Source organism: Chitinophaga agrisoli, from assembly GCF_008386695.1.
Taxonomy (GTDB): Bacteria; Bacteroidota; Bacteroidia; order Chitinophagales; family Chitinophagaceae; genus Chitinophaga; species Chitinophaga agrisoli.
This window is the reverse complement of the sequence record NZ_VUOC01000004.1, coordinates 2,892,881-2,912,538: the sequence shown is the minus strand read 5'-3', so window position 1 is coordinate 2,912,538 and position 19,658 is coordinate 2,892,881. Positions and strand designations below refer to the sequence as shown.

Annotated in this window: 11 protein-coding genes; 10 read left to right on the top strand and 1 reads right to left on the bottom strand. The window is 51.5% G+C overall.

Annotation, left to right across the window (positions count from 1 at the left end; genetic code table 11):
* Positions 1-40: 40 nt before the first annotated feature.
* From F0L74_RS30580 to F0L74_RS30545, 8 genes are all read left to right on the top strand, one after another.
* The gene (locus tag F0L74_RS30580) at positions 41-3,739 is read left to right on the top strand and encodes a T9SS type B sorting domain-containing protein (RefSeq protein ID WP_188316235.1); all 3,699 of its coding nucleotides are present in this window, start codon (positions 41-43) and stop codon (positions 3,737-3,739) included.
* Positions 3,740-4,072: 333 nt separating this feature from the next.
* Positions 4,073-7,741, top strand: coding sequence for a T9SS type B sorting domain-containing protein (locus F0L74_RS30575; RefSeq protein ID WP_149841678.1), 3,669 nt, complete (start codon positions 4,073-4,075; stop codon positions 7,739-7,741).
* Positions 7,742-7,748: 7 nt separating this feature from the next.
* Positions 7,749-8,771, top strand: a complete 1,023-nt coding sequence (locus F0L74_RS30570; protein ID WP_149841677.1) for a PorP/SprF family type IX secretion system membrane protein — start codon at positions 7,749-7,751, stop codon at positions 8,769-8,771.
* Positions 8,772-9,114: 343 nt separating this feature from the next.
* Positions 9,115-10,521: an FAD-binding oxidoreductase gene (locus F0L74_RS30565; protein ID WP_149841676.1), complete on the top strand. Its 1,407-nt coding sequence runs from the start codon at positions 9,115-9,117 to the stop codon at positions 10,519-10,521.
* A gap of 134 nt (positions 10,522-10,655) precedes the next feature.
* Positions 10,656-11,240 (top strand): hypothetical protein, encoded by a 585-nt coding sequence (locus F0L74_RS30560; protein WP_149841675.1) that lies wholly within the window; start codon positions 10,656-10,658, stop codon positions 11,238-11,240.
* Positions 11,241-11,456: 216 nt separating this feature from the next.
* Entirely contained in the window at positions 11,457-12,137 is a 681-nt protein-coding gene (locus F0L74_RS30555) for an HAD hydrolase-like protein (RefSeq protein ID WP_149841674.1), read from the top strand.
* Positions 12,138-12,272: 135 nt separating this feature from the next.
* The gene (locus F0L74_RS30550) at positions 12,273-13,400 is read left to right on the top strand and encodes a TIGR03364 family FAD-dependent oxidoreductase (protein WP_149841673.1); all 1,128 of its coding nucleotides are present in this window, start codon (positions 12,273-12,275) and stop codon (positions 13,398-13,400) included.
* A 187-nt stretch (positions 13,401-13,587) separates the two neighbouring features.
* Positions 13,588-15,939 (top strand): alpha-L-rhamnosidase-related protein, encoded by a 2,352-nt coding sequence (locus F0L74_RS30545; RefSeq protein ID WP_213087110.1) that lies wholly within the window; start codon positions 13,588-13,590, stop codon positions 15,937-15,939.
* A 504-nt stretch (positions 15,940-16,443) separates the two neighbouring features.
* Here F0L74_RS30545 and F0L74_RS30540 read toward each other — a convergent pair.
* Complete coding sequence (locus tag F0L74_RS30540) at positions 16,444-17,928, bottom strand: sodium:solute symporter (RefSeq protein ID WP_149841671.1); 1,485 nt, start codon at positions 17,926-17,928, stop codon at positions 16,444-16,446.
* A 180-nt stretch (positions 17,929-18,108) separates the two neighbouring features.
* Between F0L74_RS30540 and F0L74_RS30535 the strand changes: the two genes are divergently transcribed.
* Complete coding sequence (locus F0L74_RS30535; protein WP_246197863.1) at positions 18,109-18,786, top strand: LOG family protein; 678 nt, start codon at positions 18,109-18,111, stop codon at positions 18,784-18,786.
* A gap of 152 nt (positions 18,787-18,938) precedes the next feature.
* Entirely contained in the window at positions 18,939-19,583 is a 645-nt protein-coding gene (locus F0L74_RS30530; RefSeq protein ID WP_149841669.1) for an O-methyltransferase, read from the top strand.
* Positions 19,584-19,658 lie beyond the last annotated feature (75 nt).

Sequence of the window (19,658 nt, the reverse complement as noted above, 5' to 3'; positions counted from 1 at the left end):
ATTAAACAGGAACATGCACTCATCTAAACCCGCTATTCCCTTGAGAATCACTTCCCTTGCCGCTTTTTCAGGTATTGTAATGGGCTTGCTGGCAACCAGGCCTGTACTTGCGCAAACGCAAACGCCTGCACCCAGCAATTTTGTACCCCTGGAATTTGTGGAGAACAAAGGCCAGTGGACAGGCGATTTCCTGTACCGGACAGACCTGGGCGGTAGTGCCATCTACCTGACAAAGAACGGCTTTACGTTCAACCTCCTGAATCAGCAGGACATGGAACAGATCAGGGAATCTTTACATGGCCGTCATGTGGATACCAATGGTGGTGGCAGCCAGCCGCCTACCGTGATCTATGACGCCAATAAAACCAATGCGGCGGCCCGGTCATCTGCTGCCGCCCTGCCAGCACAGCCGCCGGCTGATAATGGCCAGCACGTTAAACCGCCTGCCGTGTTAAGGAGCCATTCCTACCAGGTCAGCTTCCTGAACGCTTCCCTTAACCCGCAGATAGTACCGGATAAAGCCCTGGAATCATACAGCAATTATTTAAAAGGTAACGATCCCTCCAAATGGCGGTCCAATGTGAAGTCATACCAGACCATCCGGTATAAAGGCCTGTATAAAGGCATTGATATGCAGGTGTATTCAGAGGCTTCCCAGCTTAAGTATGACCTGGTGGTATACCCCGGCGCAGACCCTTCCGTGATCCAGCTCCAGTACACCGGGGTGGATAAGCTGGCCATTCAGAAGGGACAGCTGCAGATCACCACCTCTGTTGGTACCGCTACGGAGTTGGAGCCATATGCCTATCAATTCATTAATAACCAACGTATACCCGTAAAAGTAAGCTACCAGTTAAAGGGTACGAAGCTGGGTTTTAAAGTATCCGGCAAATACGATCCGCAATACACGCTGGTAATTGATCCTACCTACATATTTTCCACCGTAACCGGCGCCCGGGCAGATAACTGGGGCTATACGGCCACTTATGACGCCCAGGGCAATTTTTACGGCGGCGGCATCCTGTTTGATCCGGGGGGCTACCCCATCACGCCGGGCGCTGCGCAAAGTGATTACCAGGGTGGCCAGTTTGATATTGCCATCAGTAAGTTCGATCCTACGGGCCGCCGCCTGCTGTATGCTACCTATATAGGCGGCAATGGCGTGGAGCAGCCGCATAGCCTGTTCGCGGATTCCCAGGGTAGCCTGGTTATCAGCGGCCGTACCAACTCCGGCGATTTTCCGTTTACCAATGTTGCCGGTACCCGCGGCGGCTGGGATATTGCGGTGGTAAAGCTGAATCCCACCGGCACCGCCATCACGGGCGCCCTGTGTGTGGCCGGCAGTGCGGATGATGGCGTAAACATACGTGACTCTAAGGATGACGGTCCACTGGTACTGCTGCGCAACTATGGCGATGACGCCCGTAGCGAAGTAGTGCTGGATGCGCAGGATAATATCTATGTGGCCAGCAGCACCCGCTCCACCAATTTCCCGAAAACGGCAGGCGCCTTTCAGCAAGGTTTTGGCGGCGCCCAGGATGCGGTAGTGATGCGGATAAACCCTTCCTGTACAGCCCTGGTATGGGCCAGCTACCTGGGAGGCGCTAAAGAAGATGCGGCTTATGTGCTGGCTGTTAACGGTAACGACCTGTATGTGGCGGGCGGTACCGCCAGTACCAACTTCCGCACCACCGGCGGGGTAATATATCCCGGCTACCGGGGAGGCGCATGCGATGGGTTTATTACCCATCTTACGGCAGATGGGACCACCGTGGTGCAAAGCACCTATATAGGGGCGGATAACGCTGCGGCAGACCAGGTATACGGCATACAGCTGGACGCCGGGGGGAACGTATACATAATGGGCACCACAGAAGGTAACTGGCCCATTAAGCGCCCCATTGGCACTGCCACTTTTTATAATGATAATTCCAAACAGTTCATCGCCAAACTGCAGCCTAACCTGTCTGCGTTTATTTACTCCACCACCTTTGGTAAGCAGGCTTCTACGCCCAGTATATCGCCGGTGGCTTTCCTGGTGGATAAATGCGAGAACGTATATATCTCCGGCTGGGGCGGCGGTTTAAATATCAGCTATAAGTATCCCAACTCAGGCACCCAGGGCCTGCCGGTAAAGAACCCGCTGCTGGGCAAATCAGACGATGAGGACTTTTATTTCTTCGTAATGCAGCGTGATGCTACCGATGTGCTGTTTGCCAGCTTTTTTGGAGGCGTTAAGCTCTTCGAGCACGTAGATGGCGGTACCAGCCGCTTTGACCGCAACGGCGTTATTTACCAGGGCATCTGCGCCTGGTGTAAGATAGACGCCCCTCAGCAACCCGCCTATCCCATTACGCCGGGGGCCTATTCCAATACCCCGCCGTTTACAGATTGTAACCTGGGGGCCTTAAAGATCGCCTTTAACCTGGATGGGGTAAGAGCAGGCATCAAAACACTGGACCGTAAAAAGAACTATTGTATACCCGCTGATGTAACCTTTGTGGATACCATCGGCTCCAAGGCCACCACCCGTACGTGGAACTTTGGCGATGGCACCGCGGAAGTGACCGGCAATCTCGATACGGTTACCCATACTTTCAAAAGCCTGGGCGATTTCCATGTGCGCCTGGTCAAATGCGATCCCGCCAGCTGTAACGGCTGCGATACCGCATATACGGATGTGCGCATCCGGGCAGATAGCGCGCATGTAGACCTGGCCGTGACCCGTATTCCACCCTGCCAATCCCTGGCCTATGAGTTTAGCAATAACTCTGTGGCGCCTGCGATAAAACCTTTCCAGGCTAATTCCTTTACCCTGGATTATGGCGATGGTACCCCGGCGGTAACACTGGGCGCGCCTGCTACCCTCCAGCATGCCTACGCGGATGCCGGTATTTACAACGCAGTGCTTACCCTGGTGGATACCAATTACTGTAACGCGCCCCACGCGGATACGGTGCCCTTACGTGTGGCCGCCAACGTGGTGGCTAAGTTTGAAGCCCCGGATGTGGTTTGTGCGCCGGCCACCGTTACTTTTAACAATACCACAGAGGGCGGAGAAACCTTTACCTGGGATTTTGGCGATGGCAGCCCCACCTCCAATGAGGCCTACCCCACGCATGTTTTCCAGAATGTAGGTACCTACACAGTAAAGCTGCATGCGGTGGATAACAATACCTGTAACATACAGGACGATTTTGAGAAGACCATTACCGTACAGGGGCCGCCTACCGCGGAATTTACCTCCTCGCCGGATAAACCGCAGGAGAATGTACCGCTTAGCTTTACCAACCAGTCCATAGGCGGCAGTACCTATGCATGGGATTTTGGCGATGGCATTATCTCTACAGAAACTAACCCGGTTCATCAGTATAACAAAACCGGTACTTATACCGTGTGCCTCACCGTTACCAATACATCCGGTTGTAAGGATACCGTTTGCCACGACGTGTCCGCCATCGTGATCCCCCTGTTTGATGTGCCCAATGCCTTCTCGCCCAATGGCGACGGGATGAATGATGTGATGCTGGTAAGGGGTTTTGGGATCTCTAAGTTCAGCATGAAGATCTTTAACCGCTGGGGGCAGCTGGTATTCGAATCCAACGACCCAACCATAGGCTGGGACGGTAAGTTCAGAGGGGCCATACAGCCCATAGATGCCTACGCATATACGGTATATGTGGAATTCAGCGACGGAACAAAGACCAATAAGAACGGAAGCGTTACCCTGCTAAAATAGGGGCGGCGCCGTTTTCTGAAAATAAGACGCTCCCGCCCCGCAATTTTTGCAACGGCGGGAGCGTTTATTTATTGTGCAGTGATCATGAAGAGACAGGACAGGGACAATATTAAACTACGCTACCATGTATCAGGCAACCTCTTTACACGCATTCCCCGTATAAATACCTTGAAGGTGCTGGGTCGTTAGGGATAGAAACAATGAATAAAAAGCACGCCAATCACTAACTACTAACAACTTATAACTAAGTACCGCTTTAGCGGTAACAATTCAGCCCCTTTAGCCGTTTTTATCGTATATTAGTTTAAGGAACAAAACGTAAAATCTATTCCGTTGAAATTTACTTTCCTCGCCGGTTTATTAAGTGTAGCGCTTGGGCTGTTGGCAGTTTTGCCAGCACATGGTCAGGCCAGGGAAAACAGTAATTTCACCCCCTTACAGTTCATAGAGAACAAAGGACAGTGGGACGGAGATTTTTTATATAAAACAGACCTGGGCGGTGGCGCCATCTTTCTCAAAAGGACCGGTTTCCGGTTCTCCCTGCTTAATAAGGATGATTATTCCAAGCTAACGGAATACATGCATGGCCACGCGGAGCCCAACCAGCCCCCTTATATCCACAACGATCCCAATGCGGCCCCGCCCGCTGATAATCCTAATACAAATGCCCGCGAGGTAGCCGGTGATTTCAAGAATCCCAAACCGGTGGTCAGGGCCCATGCCTACGAGGTTACCTTCGTGAATGCTGCGCCTAAACTGCAGATAGTGCCGGATAAAGCGGCGGAATCCTATGGGAACTATTTCCTGGGAAACGACTCCACCAAATGGCGCTCCAATGTTAAGTCTTACCAGAGCGTTATGTATAAAGGACTGTACCCCGGTATCGATATGCAGGTGTATTCAGAGGCTTCCCTGCTGAAATATGATCTCATTGTACATCCCGGTGCAGACCCCTCACAGATAGAATTGCAGTACGATGGGGTGGATAAGCTGGCGTTAAAGAAAGAACAGCTGGAGATCACCACCTCTGTGGGTACCGCTACGGAGCTCATGCCCTACGCCTACCAGTTCATCAATCAACAACGTGTGCCCGTAAAAGTAAGCTACCGCCTCAATGGCAAGCGGCTGGGCTTTAAAGTATCCGGTAAATATGATCCGCAATACCCGCTGGTAATTGATCCTACCTATATATTCTCTTCCGTATCCGGTTCCCGGGCAGATAACTGGGGCTTTACCGCCACTTATGACGACCAGGGCAACTTTTACGGTGGCGGTATAGTATGGGCGCAGGGATATCCCGTTACCAACGGCGTGGTAGGGAATGCTTTCCAGGGCGGCCAGTTTGATATAGGCATCAGCAAGTTCACGTCCAACGGCCGTAACCTGATCTATGCCACCTATATTGGCGGCAATGGCGATGAGCAGCCCCACAGCCTTTTTGCAGATGGCGCGGGCAACCTGGTCATCAGCGGCCGTACCACCTCCGGCAACTACCCCTTCCGTAACGAGGTAGGCACCCGTGGCGGCTGGGATATTGCCATTACCAAGATCAATGCCGCCGGTACCGCCATCATAGGCTCCCTGCGCATTGCCGGCAGTGCCGATGATGCGGTGAATATGCGGGAGAACCGCCAGGCCGGCCCCTCCGTACTGCTGCGTAACTATGGCGATGACGCCCGCAGCGAAGTGGTGCTGGACGCCGCCGGTAATGTGTTTGTAGCCAGCTGTACCCGCTCTTCTGACTTCCCGGTTACCGCCGGCGTTTTCCAGGGCGGTTTTGGCGGCGCGCAGGATGGCGTAGTAATGCGTTTAGATCCCAATTGTAATAACCTCGTATGGGCCAGTTATATTGGCGGCTCCAAGGAGGATGCCGCGTATGTGCTGGCGCTGAACGGCGGCTCCCTGTATGTGGCCGGCGGTACCGCCAGTACTAATTTCAGGACCACCGGAGGCGTTATCTATGGCGGCTACCGTGGTGGCGCCTGCGATGGCTTTATTGCCCATATCAGCGTTGATGGAACCAACCTGCTGCAAAGTACCTTTATGGGGGCCGATAATGCAGCGGCTGACCAGGTATACGGCATACAGCTGGATACCCGGGGGTTTGTATATGTGATGGGTACCACAGAAGGCCGTTGGCCCAGCCAGCAGCCCGCCGGTACCGCTACCTTCTACAATACCAACTCCCGCCAGTTCATCTCCAAACTGCAACCCAACCTCTCCTCATTTGTATATTCCACCTCCTTTGGTAAAAGCGGTGGCGATCCCAGTATCTCCCCCACTGCCTTCCTGGTGGACAGGTGCGAGAATGTATATGTATCCGGCTGGGGCGGCGGTATCAATAAGAACCTGCGCTACCCCAACTCCGGCACCGCCAACCTGGTGGTGAAGAATCCGCTGCAACGCACTACAGACGACCAGGACTTCTACTTCTTTGTGCTGCAGCGCGATGCTACAGACGTGCTGTTTGCCAGCTTCTTTGGCGGCAACGGCCTGTATGAGCATGTGGATGGCGGTACCAGCCGCTTTGACCGTAACGGTGTTATTTACCAGGGCATCTGCGCCTGGTGTAATGTGTCTGCCACTACGCAAACTAAACCGCGGTATCCCACTACCCCCGGCGCATACGCCACCGCCGCGCCGCCCTTCTGTAACCTGGGCGCCCTTAAGATCGCGTTCAACCTGGATGGGGTAAAGGCCGGCGTTAAAACACTGGACCGTAAAAGGAACTACTGCGTACCCGCAGATATCACCTTTGTAGATACCACCAACTCGCCCGCCCAGTCCCGTACCTGGAACTTTGGCGACGGCTCCCCGGATGTAACCGGCAACCTGGATACGGTGAGCCACCGCTACAATGCCATAGGGGATTATACCGTGCGGCTTATTAAATGCGATCCCACTACCTGTAATGGCTGCGATACCGCCTATACACAGGTGCGTGTCCGGGCAGACAGCGCATCGGTAGACCTGGTGATCAGCCGCCTTCCGCCCTGCGAATCCCTGAACTACCAGTTCACCAATAACTCGCAGGCCCCGGCAGGCAAACCCTTCCAGCCTAATTCCTTTACCCTGGATTATGGCGATGGCGCCCCCATAGTGCCGTTGCAGACAGGTACTGCCAACAGCGTGCAGCACGCCTACCAGGATCCGGGTATCTATAACGCCGTGCTGACCCTGGTAGATACCAACTACTGTAATGCCCCGCATGCGGATACCGTGCCGCTGCGCGTGGCCGCCAATGTAGTGGCCAGTTTTGTAGCGCCGGATAGCTCCTGTGCGCCGTCTACCATCACATTTGATAATACCACCGAGGGTGGCGAAACCTTTACCTGGGACTTTGGCGATGGCAGCCCCCTCTCCAACGAGATCTATCCCACCCATATTTATCAGAACCCGGGCACTTATCATGTGCACCTGCATGCGGTAGATAACAACACCTGTAACATACAGGACGATACCACCATTAGCATTACGGTGTTTGGTCCGCCTACGGCTGCATTCACGTTCTCGCCCAACAAGCCGCAGGAGAATACGCCCACCAGCTTCGTAAACCATTCTATAGGGGCCATTAGCTACCTGTGGGAGTTTGGAGATGGCGCGGTATCTGATCAGACAAATCCCGTGCACCAGTACAATAAAACAGGTACCTACGATGTATGCCTGCTGGCCACCAATGCCGCCGGCTGTGTGGATACCGTATGCGAGCAGGTAGCCGCCATTGTAATACCCCTGTTCGATATTCCCAATGCCTTCTCGCCCAATGGCGATGGCCAGAATGACGTACTGTATGCAAGGGGCTTTGGTATAGCAAGATTCAATTTCAAGATATTTAACCGCTGGGGCCAGCTGGTATTTGAAACCAACGATCCATCCATTGGGTGGGACGGTAAGTTCAAAGGCGCCATTCAACCCATGGACGCATACGCTTATGCAGTAACCGTAGAGTTCAGCGACGGGACAAAAACCAATAAGACAGGAAACATTACTTTGTTAAGATGACGAAACCATGAAGCAGCAAATTAAATTTTACATAACCGGCGTAGTGTTGTTGTTTACCACCCTCCAGGTAGCAGCACAGGATCTGCACTTTTCGCAGTTCTTTAACTCACCACTTACCACCAACCCCGCTAATACCGGGTTTATACCGGATGGCAACTACCGCGTAGGCCTTAACTACCGGAACCAGTGGGCCAGCATTCCGGTGCCATACAAAACAATGTCTGCCTTTGGCGATTTCCAGCTGTTCCGGGACCGCCTGGAATATGGCTGGGTAGGCGTAGGCGGCGTTATCCTCCGCGATGTGGCGGGCGCGGGCAACCTGACCTCTACCAAGGTATACGGCTCGGTGGCCTATCACCAGCTGTTGGGCAATTCCAGCCTGCTGTCGCTGGGTTTCAACGTAGGATCGGCCAGTAAACGGGTAGACCTGGCCAAGCTTACTTTTGGCGACCAGTGGAACGGGAAATTCTTCGACTCCCAGATCCCCACCGCAGAGCCCATTACCCAGTCAAAGGCCAGCTATTTTGATATGCAGGTGGGTATGAACTATGCTTACTTCCCAACAGACAATATCTACATCAATGGCGGTTTTTCCGTACAGCACGTAAACGTGCCCCGGGAAACCTTCTATGAAGGCAATAACCAGATAGCCCGTCGGTATATCGGCTTCCTGAACGGTATCTTCAAGGTCAGCGATAATGTGATCCTGAACCCGGCCGCCTATTATACCCGCCAGGCAGGCTCCCGCGAGCTGGTAGCCGGCGCCAATGCGGCCTATAACCTCTCCGGCGACGGTACCAAACAGGTGTACGGCGGTATTTACTACCGTCTTAACGACGCCTATATTTTCCTGGTAGGTTACGAGATCGCCAAGGTGAGGCTCATGTTCAGCTATGATGTAACGGCCTCCCAGCTGTCCGCCTCCAACGGCCGCCAGGGCGCCTACGAGCTGGGCCTGGTGTTCACCGGCCTGTATCCCAACCGCAGTTTCAACAGCGCCCGCCGCGCTACTTTGTGCCCAAGCTTCTGATGATGATGTGCCAATATGCTGATGTGCTGATGATGGAAATCACCAGTTCATCAGCATACCGGTATCTGGGGCCATATGATTTCGCCACATGATAACATCTTCATGCATCGCTATTATCCCGTTCTAAACAATTCATCCATGTACAGATGCGTTTCGTCTTACATGATAATGTCTCTTTTTTAACCTGTTATCCCATTGTAAGACAATCGTCTGATTACAAACCCAATTCGCCAAACATGATAATATCTTCCATTATACCATTATCCCATTTCAGGACAACCCGTCCATCCATTAGCACATTAGCACATCAGCATATCAGCACATTATATTCTATCTTTGCCTCATGACAAACTTCTCCCAACTACAGCCCCGGCACCTGGCCTTGTTCCGGGTTATGGTAGGAGCGGCCAATGTGTTAACAGACGAAGAATCGCTGAACAGATACGCCCATGACGAAACGGAAGACCTCCACTATTTACCGGAAGTGATCCTAAGGCCCGATACCACCCAACAGGTAAGCAGCATTATGCAGCTTTGCCAGGCGGAGCACCTGCCCGTAACGCCCCGTGGCGGCGGTACCGGCTTAAGCGGCGGCGCCCTGCCTCAATGGGGCGGCGTAGTGCTTTCCATGGAAAGATTTAACAGGATTGTACAGATAGACGAGCGTAACCTGCAGGTAACCGTAGAACCAGGCGTTATTACGGAAGTATTGCAGAACGCCGTAAAAGAGAAGGGCTTGTTTTACCCGCCAGACCCCAGCAGCCGCGGCTCCTGCCTCATAGGCGGCAATATTGCGGAGAACTCCGGCGGTCCCAAGGCGGTAAAATACGGTGTGGTAAAGGACTATGTGCTGAACCTGGAAGTAGTGCTGCCCTCCGGCGCCGTTATCTGGACAGGCGCCAATGTGCTCAAGAATGCTACCGGCTACAACTTAACACAACTGCTGGTAGGCAGCGAAGGCACTTTAGGCATTGTTACCAAAGTAGTATTACGCCTTATCCCGCTGCCTAAACATGACCTGCTGATGCTGGTGCCCTTCCGCTCTGCGGAGAATGCCTGCGCTGCGGTAAGCGCCATTTTCCGGGCAGGGTATACCCCTTCCGCCCTGGAGTTCATGGAACGCGACGCCCTGGAATGGGTAAGCCGCTTTGTAGACAGCAGTACCATCACCATAGCAGACGATATACAGGCCCACCTGCTCATAGAAGTGGATGGCAATTACCCGGAAGTGCTGATGCAGGAGATGGAAGGTATTGCAGAAGTAGTGACCGCCTTTGATTGCGGGGACATCCTTTTTGCAGAAGACCATCAGCAAAAAGAAGAGCTCTGGAAACTCAGGCGCCGGGTGGCAGAAGCCGTTAAAGCCAACTCCGTATACAAGGAAGAAGACACCGTAGTACCCCGGGCAGAACTGCCCCTGCTGCTGAAAGGCGTAAAGGACATAGGCCGTAAATACGGTTTCCATTCCGTATGTTATGGGCATGCCGGCGATGGTAACCTGCATGTGAACATTATCCGCGGCCAGCTCTCAGAAGAGCAGTGGAACGGTACTTTAAAGGATGGCATCCGCGAGATCTTCCTCCTGGTAAAACAACTGGGCGGCACCATCTCCGGTGAGCATGGCATTGGCCTGGTACAGAAATCCTATATGGATGTGATCTTTGATGACCAGCATATGCAACTGATGAAACAGATCAAACAGGTATTTGATCCAAACAACATACTGAACAGGGGAAAGATCTTTGACTAACGGTAACGCATAACACATCTTTAAATGTGTGTGGAGCGTTAATCTTCAGGGCACAACAAATGTCCAATACCCCAACAGGTAACGGACATTAAAGAAGGATATATAGCAACAAACAATAACAAAATCAATTTCAGATGAAACGTTTACTCTTATGCGTATTATTGCTGGGTGGTATACAGCTGGCCCATGCACAGTACTACAAAACAGATACCACCTCACGCAAAGGGTTAGATCCCTCCCGTCTTATGATAGGAGGCTCCGTAGGCCTCATCTTTGGCGACTATACCAACATTAACGTATCGCCGTTGCTGGGTTACCGCTTTTCAGACATGTTTGCAGCAGGTGTTAGCATCAACGCACAGTATGCCTCAGAAAAGTATGAAGACTTCTCTGGCCGTACTTATCAGAAAGATCAGTACACGGTATTGGGCGGCGGGCTGTGGGGCCGGTTCTACCCGCTGGATATGATCTTTGTGCATGCACAACCGGAATTGAACTATGTGGCGGTTAAAAGCACTTTCTACGAGGATCCTAAAACATCTCTCAAGGAAAGTCATGCAGTACCCAGCCTGCTGCTGGGCGGTGGTTATTCTCAGCCGCTGGGCGAGAATGGCGGTTCTGCGTTTTACATCATGATCCTGTATGATGTGATCCAGGATCAGTGGTCTCCCTATCAGAACCGGCCGCTGTTCCGGGTGGGCTTTAACGTAGGGTTGTAAGAATAAAGCGCTATACATCGCGCTAAACAAACGGGCAAATCAAGGCTGAAGGTTCAGCCAGATTAAAAATATAGCAAGGCGGGAGAGCATCCTTCTGTATAACCAGAAGGCGCTTCTCCCGCCTTGTTTGTTTAATCTATTGTTAAGTGTTTATATATACTAAACATTATTGAACGTTCTGCTGTACCTTTGCATGCACCTAAAGGGACCGCACCAATGAGTATACAGTTAGCCGTATTTGATATTGCCGGCACCACCCTGCACGATGAATCCAATGTGGGCCTGGTATTACAGCAAGTGATCCGGGAGCAGGCCGGCCTGCCCGTAACCCTGCCGGAAGTAAACGAAGTGATGGGATATGCAAAACCCTATGCCATCCGTTACCTCCTGCAACAATACCAGGACAGCCGCCACCAGGATGCAGCCTTTGTAAACGCTGTGCACAGCCAGTTTGTACAGCAGATGAGCGCTCACTACGAGCAGCACAGCTCTGTACGGGAGAAGACTGGCGTAGGCAACGTGTTGCAGGCATTGAAACAGCGTGGCGTTAAAGTAGCGCTGGACACCGGTTTTGACCGCGCCATTACCAACATTATCCTGCGCCGGGTAGGCTGGTCGCAGCAGGGCATCATAGATGCCGTTGTTACCAGTGATGAAGTGCCCAGGGGCCGTCCCTATCCATACATGATCTACCGCGCCATGGAGCAGCTGGGTATCCGAAGCATCCGGCAGGTGGCCAAGATAGGGGATACTATTTCTGACCTGGAGGAAGGCGCCAATGCAGGCTGTCCGTTCGTAATAGGCGTTACCACCGGCGCTTATACAAAGGATGCTTTGGAGAAAGGCCCGCATACCCACCTGGTAGCGCACCTGGATGAAATACTGGAAATAATTTAGTTAATGTGCTGATGTGCTAATGTGCTGATATGCTAATGCAGTATCAGTCTATCACCAATTCCAGCATAGCAACATCTGCACATTTGCACATCGGTACATTAGCACATTAGCACATTAGCACATCAGCACATTATTATGAAGCACGCAGACGTAGCCGTTATTGGCGCGGGGATAGCCGGTTTGGCCATCGCTTACCAAATGGCGAAACAAGGTAAACAGGTAGTGATATTTGAGCGCAATAGCCGCGCCCTGGGCGCGTCTATCCGCAATTTTGGCCTTATATGGCCCATTGGTCAGCAGGCTGGCGTCCATTACCAGCGTGCCATGGCCAGCCGCCGTATCTGGAAAGAGATGGCTGCCGCTACCGGTCTCCAGTGCCAGGAAACAGGCTCCCTGCACCTGGCCTATGCCCCCGATGAACTGGCCGTGCTGGAAGAGTTTACACAAGCCGCGCCTGCCAATGGTTATGATTGTACCCTTCTTACGGCAGCCCAGGTAGCGGCCCGCAGTGAGGCCGTTAAAACTACCGGCCTGCTGGGTGCTATGTACAGCCCTACGGAGATGACCGTGAATCCCCGCGAGGCCAGCGCCGCTATAGCAGCGCATCTACAGGGAAAATATGGCGTAACCATACGTTTCAGTACTGCCGTTAACAGTATCAGTATGCCGTATATCGAAACTGTTAGCGAGCAATGGAAAGCAGACCAGGTATTTGTATGTAGTGGCGCAGACTTTGAGACCCTTTACCCCCGGGAGTTTGCACAAACAGCTATCATAAAGTGCAAGCTGCAGATGATGCGTACCGCCCCTCAACCCGATAAATGGGCCCTGGGGCCCGCTCTTTGTGCCGGGCTTACCTTGCTGCACTATGCTGCTTTTAATACCTGCTCTACCTTACCTGCCCTTAAACAACGTATGCAGGCCAGTATGCCGGAATACCTGCAATGGGGCGTGCACGTACTGGTATCACAGAATGGGGAAGGAGAGCTTACCTTGGGAGATTCTCATGAGTATGGCCCGGATTTTCCGCCCTTTGATAAGGAATTCATCAACCAGCTGATCCTGGATTATATGCATACCTTTCTGCAGGCGCCGGATCTCTCTATCGATGAGCGCTGGCATGGCATCTATCCCAAGCTAACCAATGGCCATACTAATCTGCAGCTGGAGCCGGAAAAGAATGTGATGATCATCAACGGCTTTGGCGGCGCAGGTATGACGCTGGCCTTTGGCCTGACAGAAGAAATAGCCGGCAGGTTGTAGCTAAGCGCTAACTACTACAGTTAATTACTGACCGCTGAAAGCTGACCACTAACCGCTAAAAACTAATAGCTACCACTAGGACACTATGGGACAATAAACCCATCCAACGCCTTAACTTTAGCAACAACAAATTGCTATTTCAAGGTTCAAATTCCACGGTATGCAGCGACTAATAACTCTGTTATTCTTGTCTTTTTTATCTATGCAGGTATCCGCCCAGGATCTGCCGGTAAACCCCTCCTTATTAAAAGATCATTGGAAAGCTTCCTGGGTCTCCGCCCCTGGCGCAGCACAGCGCGAATATGGGGTATATCATTTCCGCAAGGCCCTCACATTGGCGGCTAAACCAGGGCGCTACATTGTGCATGTATCCGCAGACAACCGTTACCGTTTATTTGTGAACGGCCATCCGGTATGCAGCGGCCCCGCCCGCGGTGATCTTTACAACTGGAACTTTGAAACGGTGGATCTGGCCCCTTACCTGCAGGCAGGCGCTAACACGCTGGCCGCATTGGTCTGGAATATGGGCGTATATGCCCCGGTGGCCCAGGTAACCAATCAAACAGGGTTTGTATTGCAGGGCGATACGGAGAACGAAAAAGCCGCCAATACTGATAAAACCTGGAAGGTGTTCAGCGATAAGGCTTATACGCCCTGCTCTATTGATAACGGGCAGCGACTGCACACCTATATGGTCACCGGCCCCGGCGATCATGTAAAGGCGGCGGACTATCCCTGGAACTGGGAGCAGCCTGCCTATGACGATAGCAGCTGGCCGGCGGCTGTGCATGTTACCAGCCCATCGCCCGTAGGCCAGGGCTCAGATAATTTCTGGAGCCTGGCGCCGCGCACTATCCCCCTTATGGAAGAAACGCCCCAGCGCCTGCAAAAGGTACGCCGGGCCACCGGCATTACGGCGGCAGATGATTTCCTGACCGGCAAGGCCGCGCTTACCATCCCCGCCAATAAAACAGTAAGTATACTGCTGGATCAGACCTTTAACACCGTAGCCTACCCGGAGCTGGTAGTGAGCCAGGGCGCCGGCAGCACCGTAAAGATGACCTATGCGGAAGCCCTTTTCCACGATCATAAAAAAGGCAACCGCAACGAGATCGAAGGCCGCGAGATACTGGGCAACTATGACATCTTTGAACCGGATGGCGGGGAACAGCGGCACTTCCGCCCATTATGGGTACGTACCTACCGCTACCTGCAACTGGATATCACCACCGGCAGCCAGCCCCTGGTCATTAACGACCTGCAGGGCAGTTATACCGGTTACCCTTTTGTGCAAAAAGCCAGCTTTACCAGCAACGATGCTTCCCTTAAGCAGATCTGGGATGTAGGCTGGCGTACCGCCCGTCTTTGCGCCGGCGAAACCTATTTCGACTGTCCTTACTATGAGCAGCTGCAGTATGAAGGCGATACCCGTATACAGTCCCTCATCTCCCTGTATGTAACCGGCGATGACCGGCTGATGCGGAAGGCTATCCACGATTTCTACTGCTCCCGCGTGCCGGAAGGACTTACCCAGGGCCGTTATCCCAGTAACCGCCTGCAGGTGATACCGCCTTTCTCCCTGTACTGGGTATCCATGATCTACGACTACTGGATGCACCGTAAAGATGATGCCTTTATACAACAATACTTTACCGCGGTGCGCGGTGTGCTGGATTGGTACGAGCGCCATATCGACCAGCAAAAACATATCCTGGGGCCTATGGACTGGTGGGGCTTTACAGACTGGAACCACGCTTTCCCCGGCGGTACGCCGGATGGCGCTACAGATGGCAACTCTTCCGTGATCACCTTACAGTACACCTATACGCTGCAGCAGGCCGCCGCCCTGTTTGCACATTACGGCAAACAACAGGATGCGGAGCATTACCGGCAGCTGGCTGCTACGCTTAACAAAGGCACATATGATCTGTGTTTTGATAAGGCGCGTAACGAAATGGCCAATACGCCGAAACGCAATACATTCAGCCAGCACGCCAGTATTATGGCGGTGCTGTCCGGCGCGGTGCCTGTTAACCAGGAAAAGGTAGTGTTGCAACGGGTATTGGAAGATACCAGCCTGAGCCAGGCGACTTTCTATTATCGCTTTTACCTGAACCTGGCATTAAAGAAAGCAGGCATGGCTAACCTGTATTACGCCCAGCTTAAGCCCTGGCGTGATATGCTGGATATGGGCCTTACCACTTTTGCAGAGAACCCGGAGCCTACCCGTTCAGACTGTCATGCCTGGAGCGCCAGCCCCAATTATGATTTCCTGGCCACCATTTGCGGTATCATGCCCGCTAAACCGGGCTTTGCAGCCGTGAAGATCCAGCCGGCAATGGGAGCGCTGCAGGAGGTGAGCGGCACCATGCCGCACCCGCTGGGAAATATAACAGTGAGTCTTAAACGAACGGGTACAGACGGTAAAGGCGTATCAGCGGAAATAACCTTGCCGGAGGGGCTTGCAGGGCAGTTTATATGGGGCCATATTACTATGCCGCTGAAGGGAGGGAAACAAAACTTTTTAATAAAAAATTAGGTTTTAAGCTACATTATTGGTAATTTTTGTACAAACCACGTTATTATGCACCAGGCAGATCAGATACCATTTGCCACTAACCCGTTTTAATTCTGCGAAGGCACCAAAGCATTTCTGTACAGAGAGGTAAAAAGACATTGTGTATAATAAACGGTTGTTATAACAGTTCCGCCCGTAAACATTAAAAATATTTGCTGACTTTAGAAAGAAGATAATGCAGTTGCTTATCTGATAAGCGGCTGCACGTTCATAACGTGTTAAATGTAAAGCAGGTTTCTGTCAAGTTACCTGCTCTTTTTATGTAAGAAAGGTGAAGCACCAAAGGCCTGTCCCTTCATGCTTCACCTCAATTATTTTTATTATGCAGCGCCACCATATGCATGCGCGATCAGCCTTCTCTTACAGCTTATTAATGTTTTGGCGAACAGCATTGTAATTTAAACTTTGACCTTTGTATGTTTATCGAATACGGCGCGTTAAACAGTCAAATTAACAGTCTCTTTATTACTGCTGCAACGGTCTCTTCTTCTTTTTCTTTACAAATTGCCTTTCCTCCGAAATAATTAATAACCCGGCATACGTGATCATGGCATTCAGGATCAGCAGCTCAATCCCTATCTTGAAACCGCCAAACCAGCGGGCCGCATTCTCACTGATGATATAACAAATCACGGGCGCCGCCAGGCAAACAACCAGCACGCCATAACCCTGCCGTACCGGCCTGCGGGTGAATATGCCAAAAGCAAACAAACCCAGCAGGGGGCCATAGGTATACCCGGCTATCTGCAGGATAAAACCAATGATGGATTTACTATCGATCCATTTAAAGATCATCACACAGAGGAAAAAGATCACCGTAAAACTAAGATGTACAACGCGCCGTGTTTTCTTCTTGCCTTTTTCATCCAGGTCATCCCTTTTCCTGAGGCCCAGGATATCAATACAGAAAGAGGAGGTAAGCGCCGTTAAAGCGCCATCCGCACTGGGGAACAGGGCAGAGATCAAACCAATGATGAATACAAAGGAGATCACCGGTGGCAGGTGGGTAAGCGCAACAGTGGGGAAAAGATCATCCCCTTTAATACCAATGCCTCCGTTTTCTGCAAATACATACAGCAAGCCGCCCAGTAGCAGGAACAGCAGGTTCACCACCACCAGTATAACAGAGAAAGTGATCATGTTCTTCTGCGAGCCGCCCAGTGTTTTTACGCTGATGTTCTTCTGCATCATCTCCTGGTCCAGCCCCGTCATACCCACGGTAATGAAAGCCCCGCCCAATATTTGTTTAAGCCAGAAGTTCCTGCTATTTACATCTGTATTGAATACATGGGTATACCCTTTCGCATTTAATACTTCCAGCGCGTGGCTGAAAGAAAAGCCCAGCTGGTGCGTGATATAGAGAATGCATACCACCAGTCCTAACAGCATAAAAGTGGTTTGCAGGGTATCTGTAAATACAATGGTCTTTACGCCGCCTTCAAAAGTATACAGCAATATCATCAGCAGGATCACAAAAGTGGTTAGCCAGAAAGGCACGTGCAGGTTATCCAGTATGAACAGCTGCAGCACGTTGATCACCAGGTACAACCTGGCCGTGGCGCCCACCGTACGGGAGAGTATAAAGAACAAGGCCCCCGTTTTATAGGCCACCAGCCCAAAACGCTGCGCCAGATAGTGATAGATGGAAGTCAGGTTCAGCCGGTAATAGAGCGGCAGCAGTATAAACGCCACAATAAAATAGCCAATAAAATAACCGATCACCACCTGCAGATAATTAAAGCCATCACTGCCTACCGTACCGGGTACGCTTACAAAGGTTACCCCGCTCAGCGAGGTGCCTATCATACCAAAGGCTACCAGCATCCAATTACTGTTACGGTTGCCAATGAAGAAGGAATCATTATTGGAATTGCGGCTGGTAACCCAGGCCACAGCTAATAGTACTAAGAAATAGGCGATGACTAACGTGAATAATAAGGTGGCTGACATGCGGATGGTTTAAGTGATAAGTATCAAAAATAACAAAAGTTTGGAGTCTGCCTACACCAATAAAGCAGGGGCGTTTGTCAATATTTTTTGCCTTTTGAGGCCAAAACCAGCGCTGAAATGGCTAAATTGCCTGGTAGTAATCAATATAATTGAACAATGCATAATGGTACTTTAAAAAACTTGAAAGAGAGGGATTGGACAGAAACCCGCGCGCATTCCAGCTGGCAGATCTTTAAGATCATGGCCGAGTTTGTAGAAGGCTTTGAGTCCCTTTCTAAACTGGGCCCCTGTATCTCAGTATTCGGGTCCGCACGTACTAAACCCGGACATAAATATTACGATCTTACGGTAGAGATAGCCCGCCGCCTGGCAGAAGACGGCTTCGGAATCATTTCCGGCGGTGGCCCCGGCGTAATGGAAGCGGCCAATAAAGGCGCGCAGATGGCTAAAGGCAAGTCAGTAGGGGTGAATATCACACTGCCGCATGAACAATACCCCAACACCTTTATTGATCACGACAAGAACATCCATTTCGATTACTTCTTTGTGCGCAAGGTGATGTTCACCAAATATGCGCAGGGCTTTGTGATGATGCCCGGCGGCTTTGGCACCATGGACGAGTTCTTTGAAGTAGCCACCCTCATACAGACCAAAAAGATGACGGAAACCCCCATGGTACTGGTAGGCAAAGAATACTGGAGCGGCCTGCTGGAGTGGATCCGCACGGTGATGATGGAAAAAGAAAGCAACATCAACCCGGAAGATCTTGGCCTGCTGCAGCTGTTCGATACCGCGGATGAAGTGGTGGAATATTTCCGTGTATTCTATACCACCAATAAGCTCCGGCCCAATTTCTAAAAGAATTTATTTGTCAGGATACAATAGTCGTTAGTGCAGCGGCAACCCCTGGTAATAATGCGGTTTTATGATGGACCGCAGGCATTACGGAGGGCTGCCGGCTGTCAACTAACGACTAATTTTCATATGTTTGCAGAAATTTTTTCTTGCATATGGACGTTATTCCTGTAGCAGTGAATGCATTTGCAGAAAAATACACCAGCCCGGAAACGGAGGTGCTGCGTCGTCTGAACCGTGAAACTTACCTGAAGGTGGAACAACCGCATATGTTAAGCGGGCACCTGCAGGGGCAATACCTGTCCATGGTCAGCCATATGATACGGCCCCGCCGGATATTGGAGATAGGCACTTATACCGGTTACTCTGCTATATGCCTGGCACAGGGTTTAACAGATGACGGACTGCTATACACACTGGACATTAATGAAGAACGGGAAGAGATATGCCAACGCTATTTCCGTGAAGCAGGACTGGCACACAAGATACAGCTGCATATAGGCAAGGCCGCCGAGATTATCCCGCAATTACAGGAAACATTTGACCTGGTTTTTATCGATGCAGATAAACAGGGTTATGCGCAGTATTATGATCTCGTATGGGATAAGCTGCGCCCCGGCGGTTATATCCTGGCAGATAATGTGCTGTACCATGGCGAAGTTATGGAAGACGCTTCCCTGCAGAGCACCAATGCCAAAGCCATGATACAGTTCTGTGAAAAAGTGCAGGCAGATGGCCGCGCAGAACAGCTGTTGCTTACCATTAGGGATGGCCTGCTGATGATTAGAAAGATCAGCTAATGTGCTGATATGCTAATGTGCTAATATGCTAATGCATTGAAGCGATGATTTTCACCATCATTAGCACATTAGCAT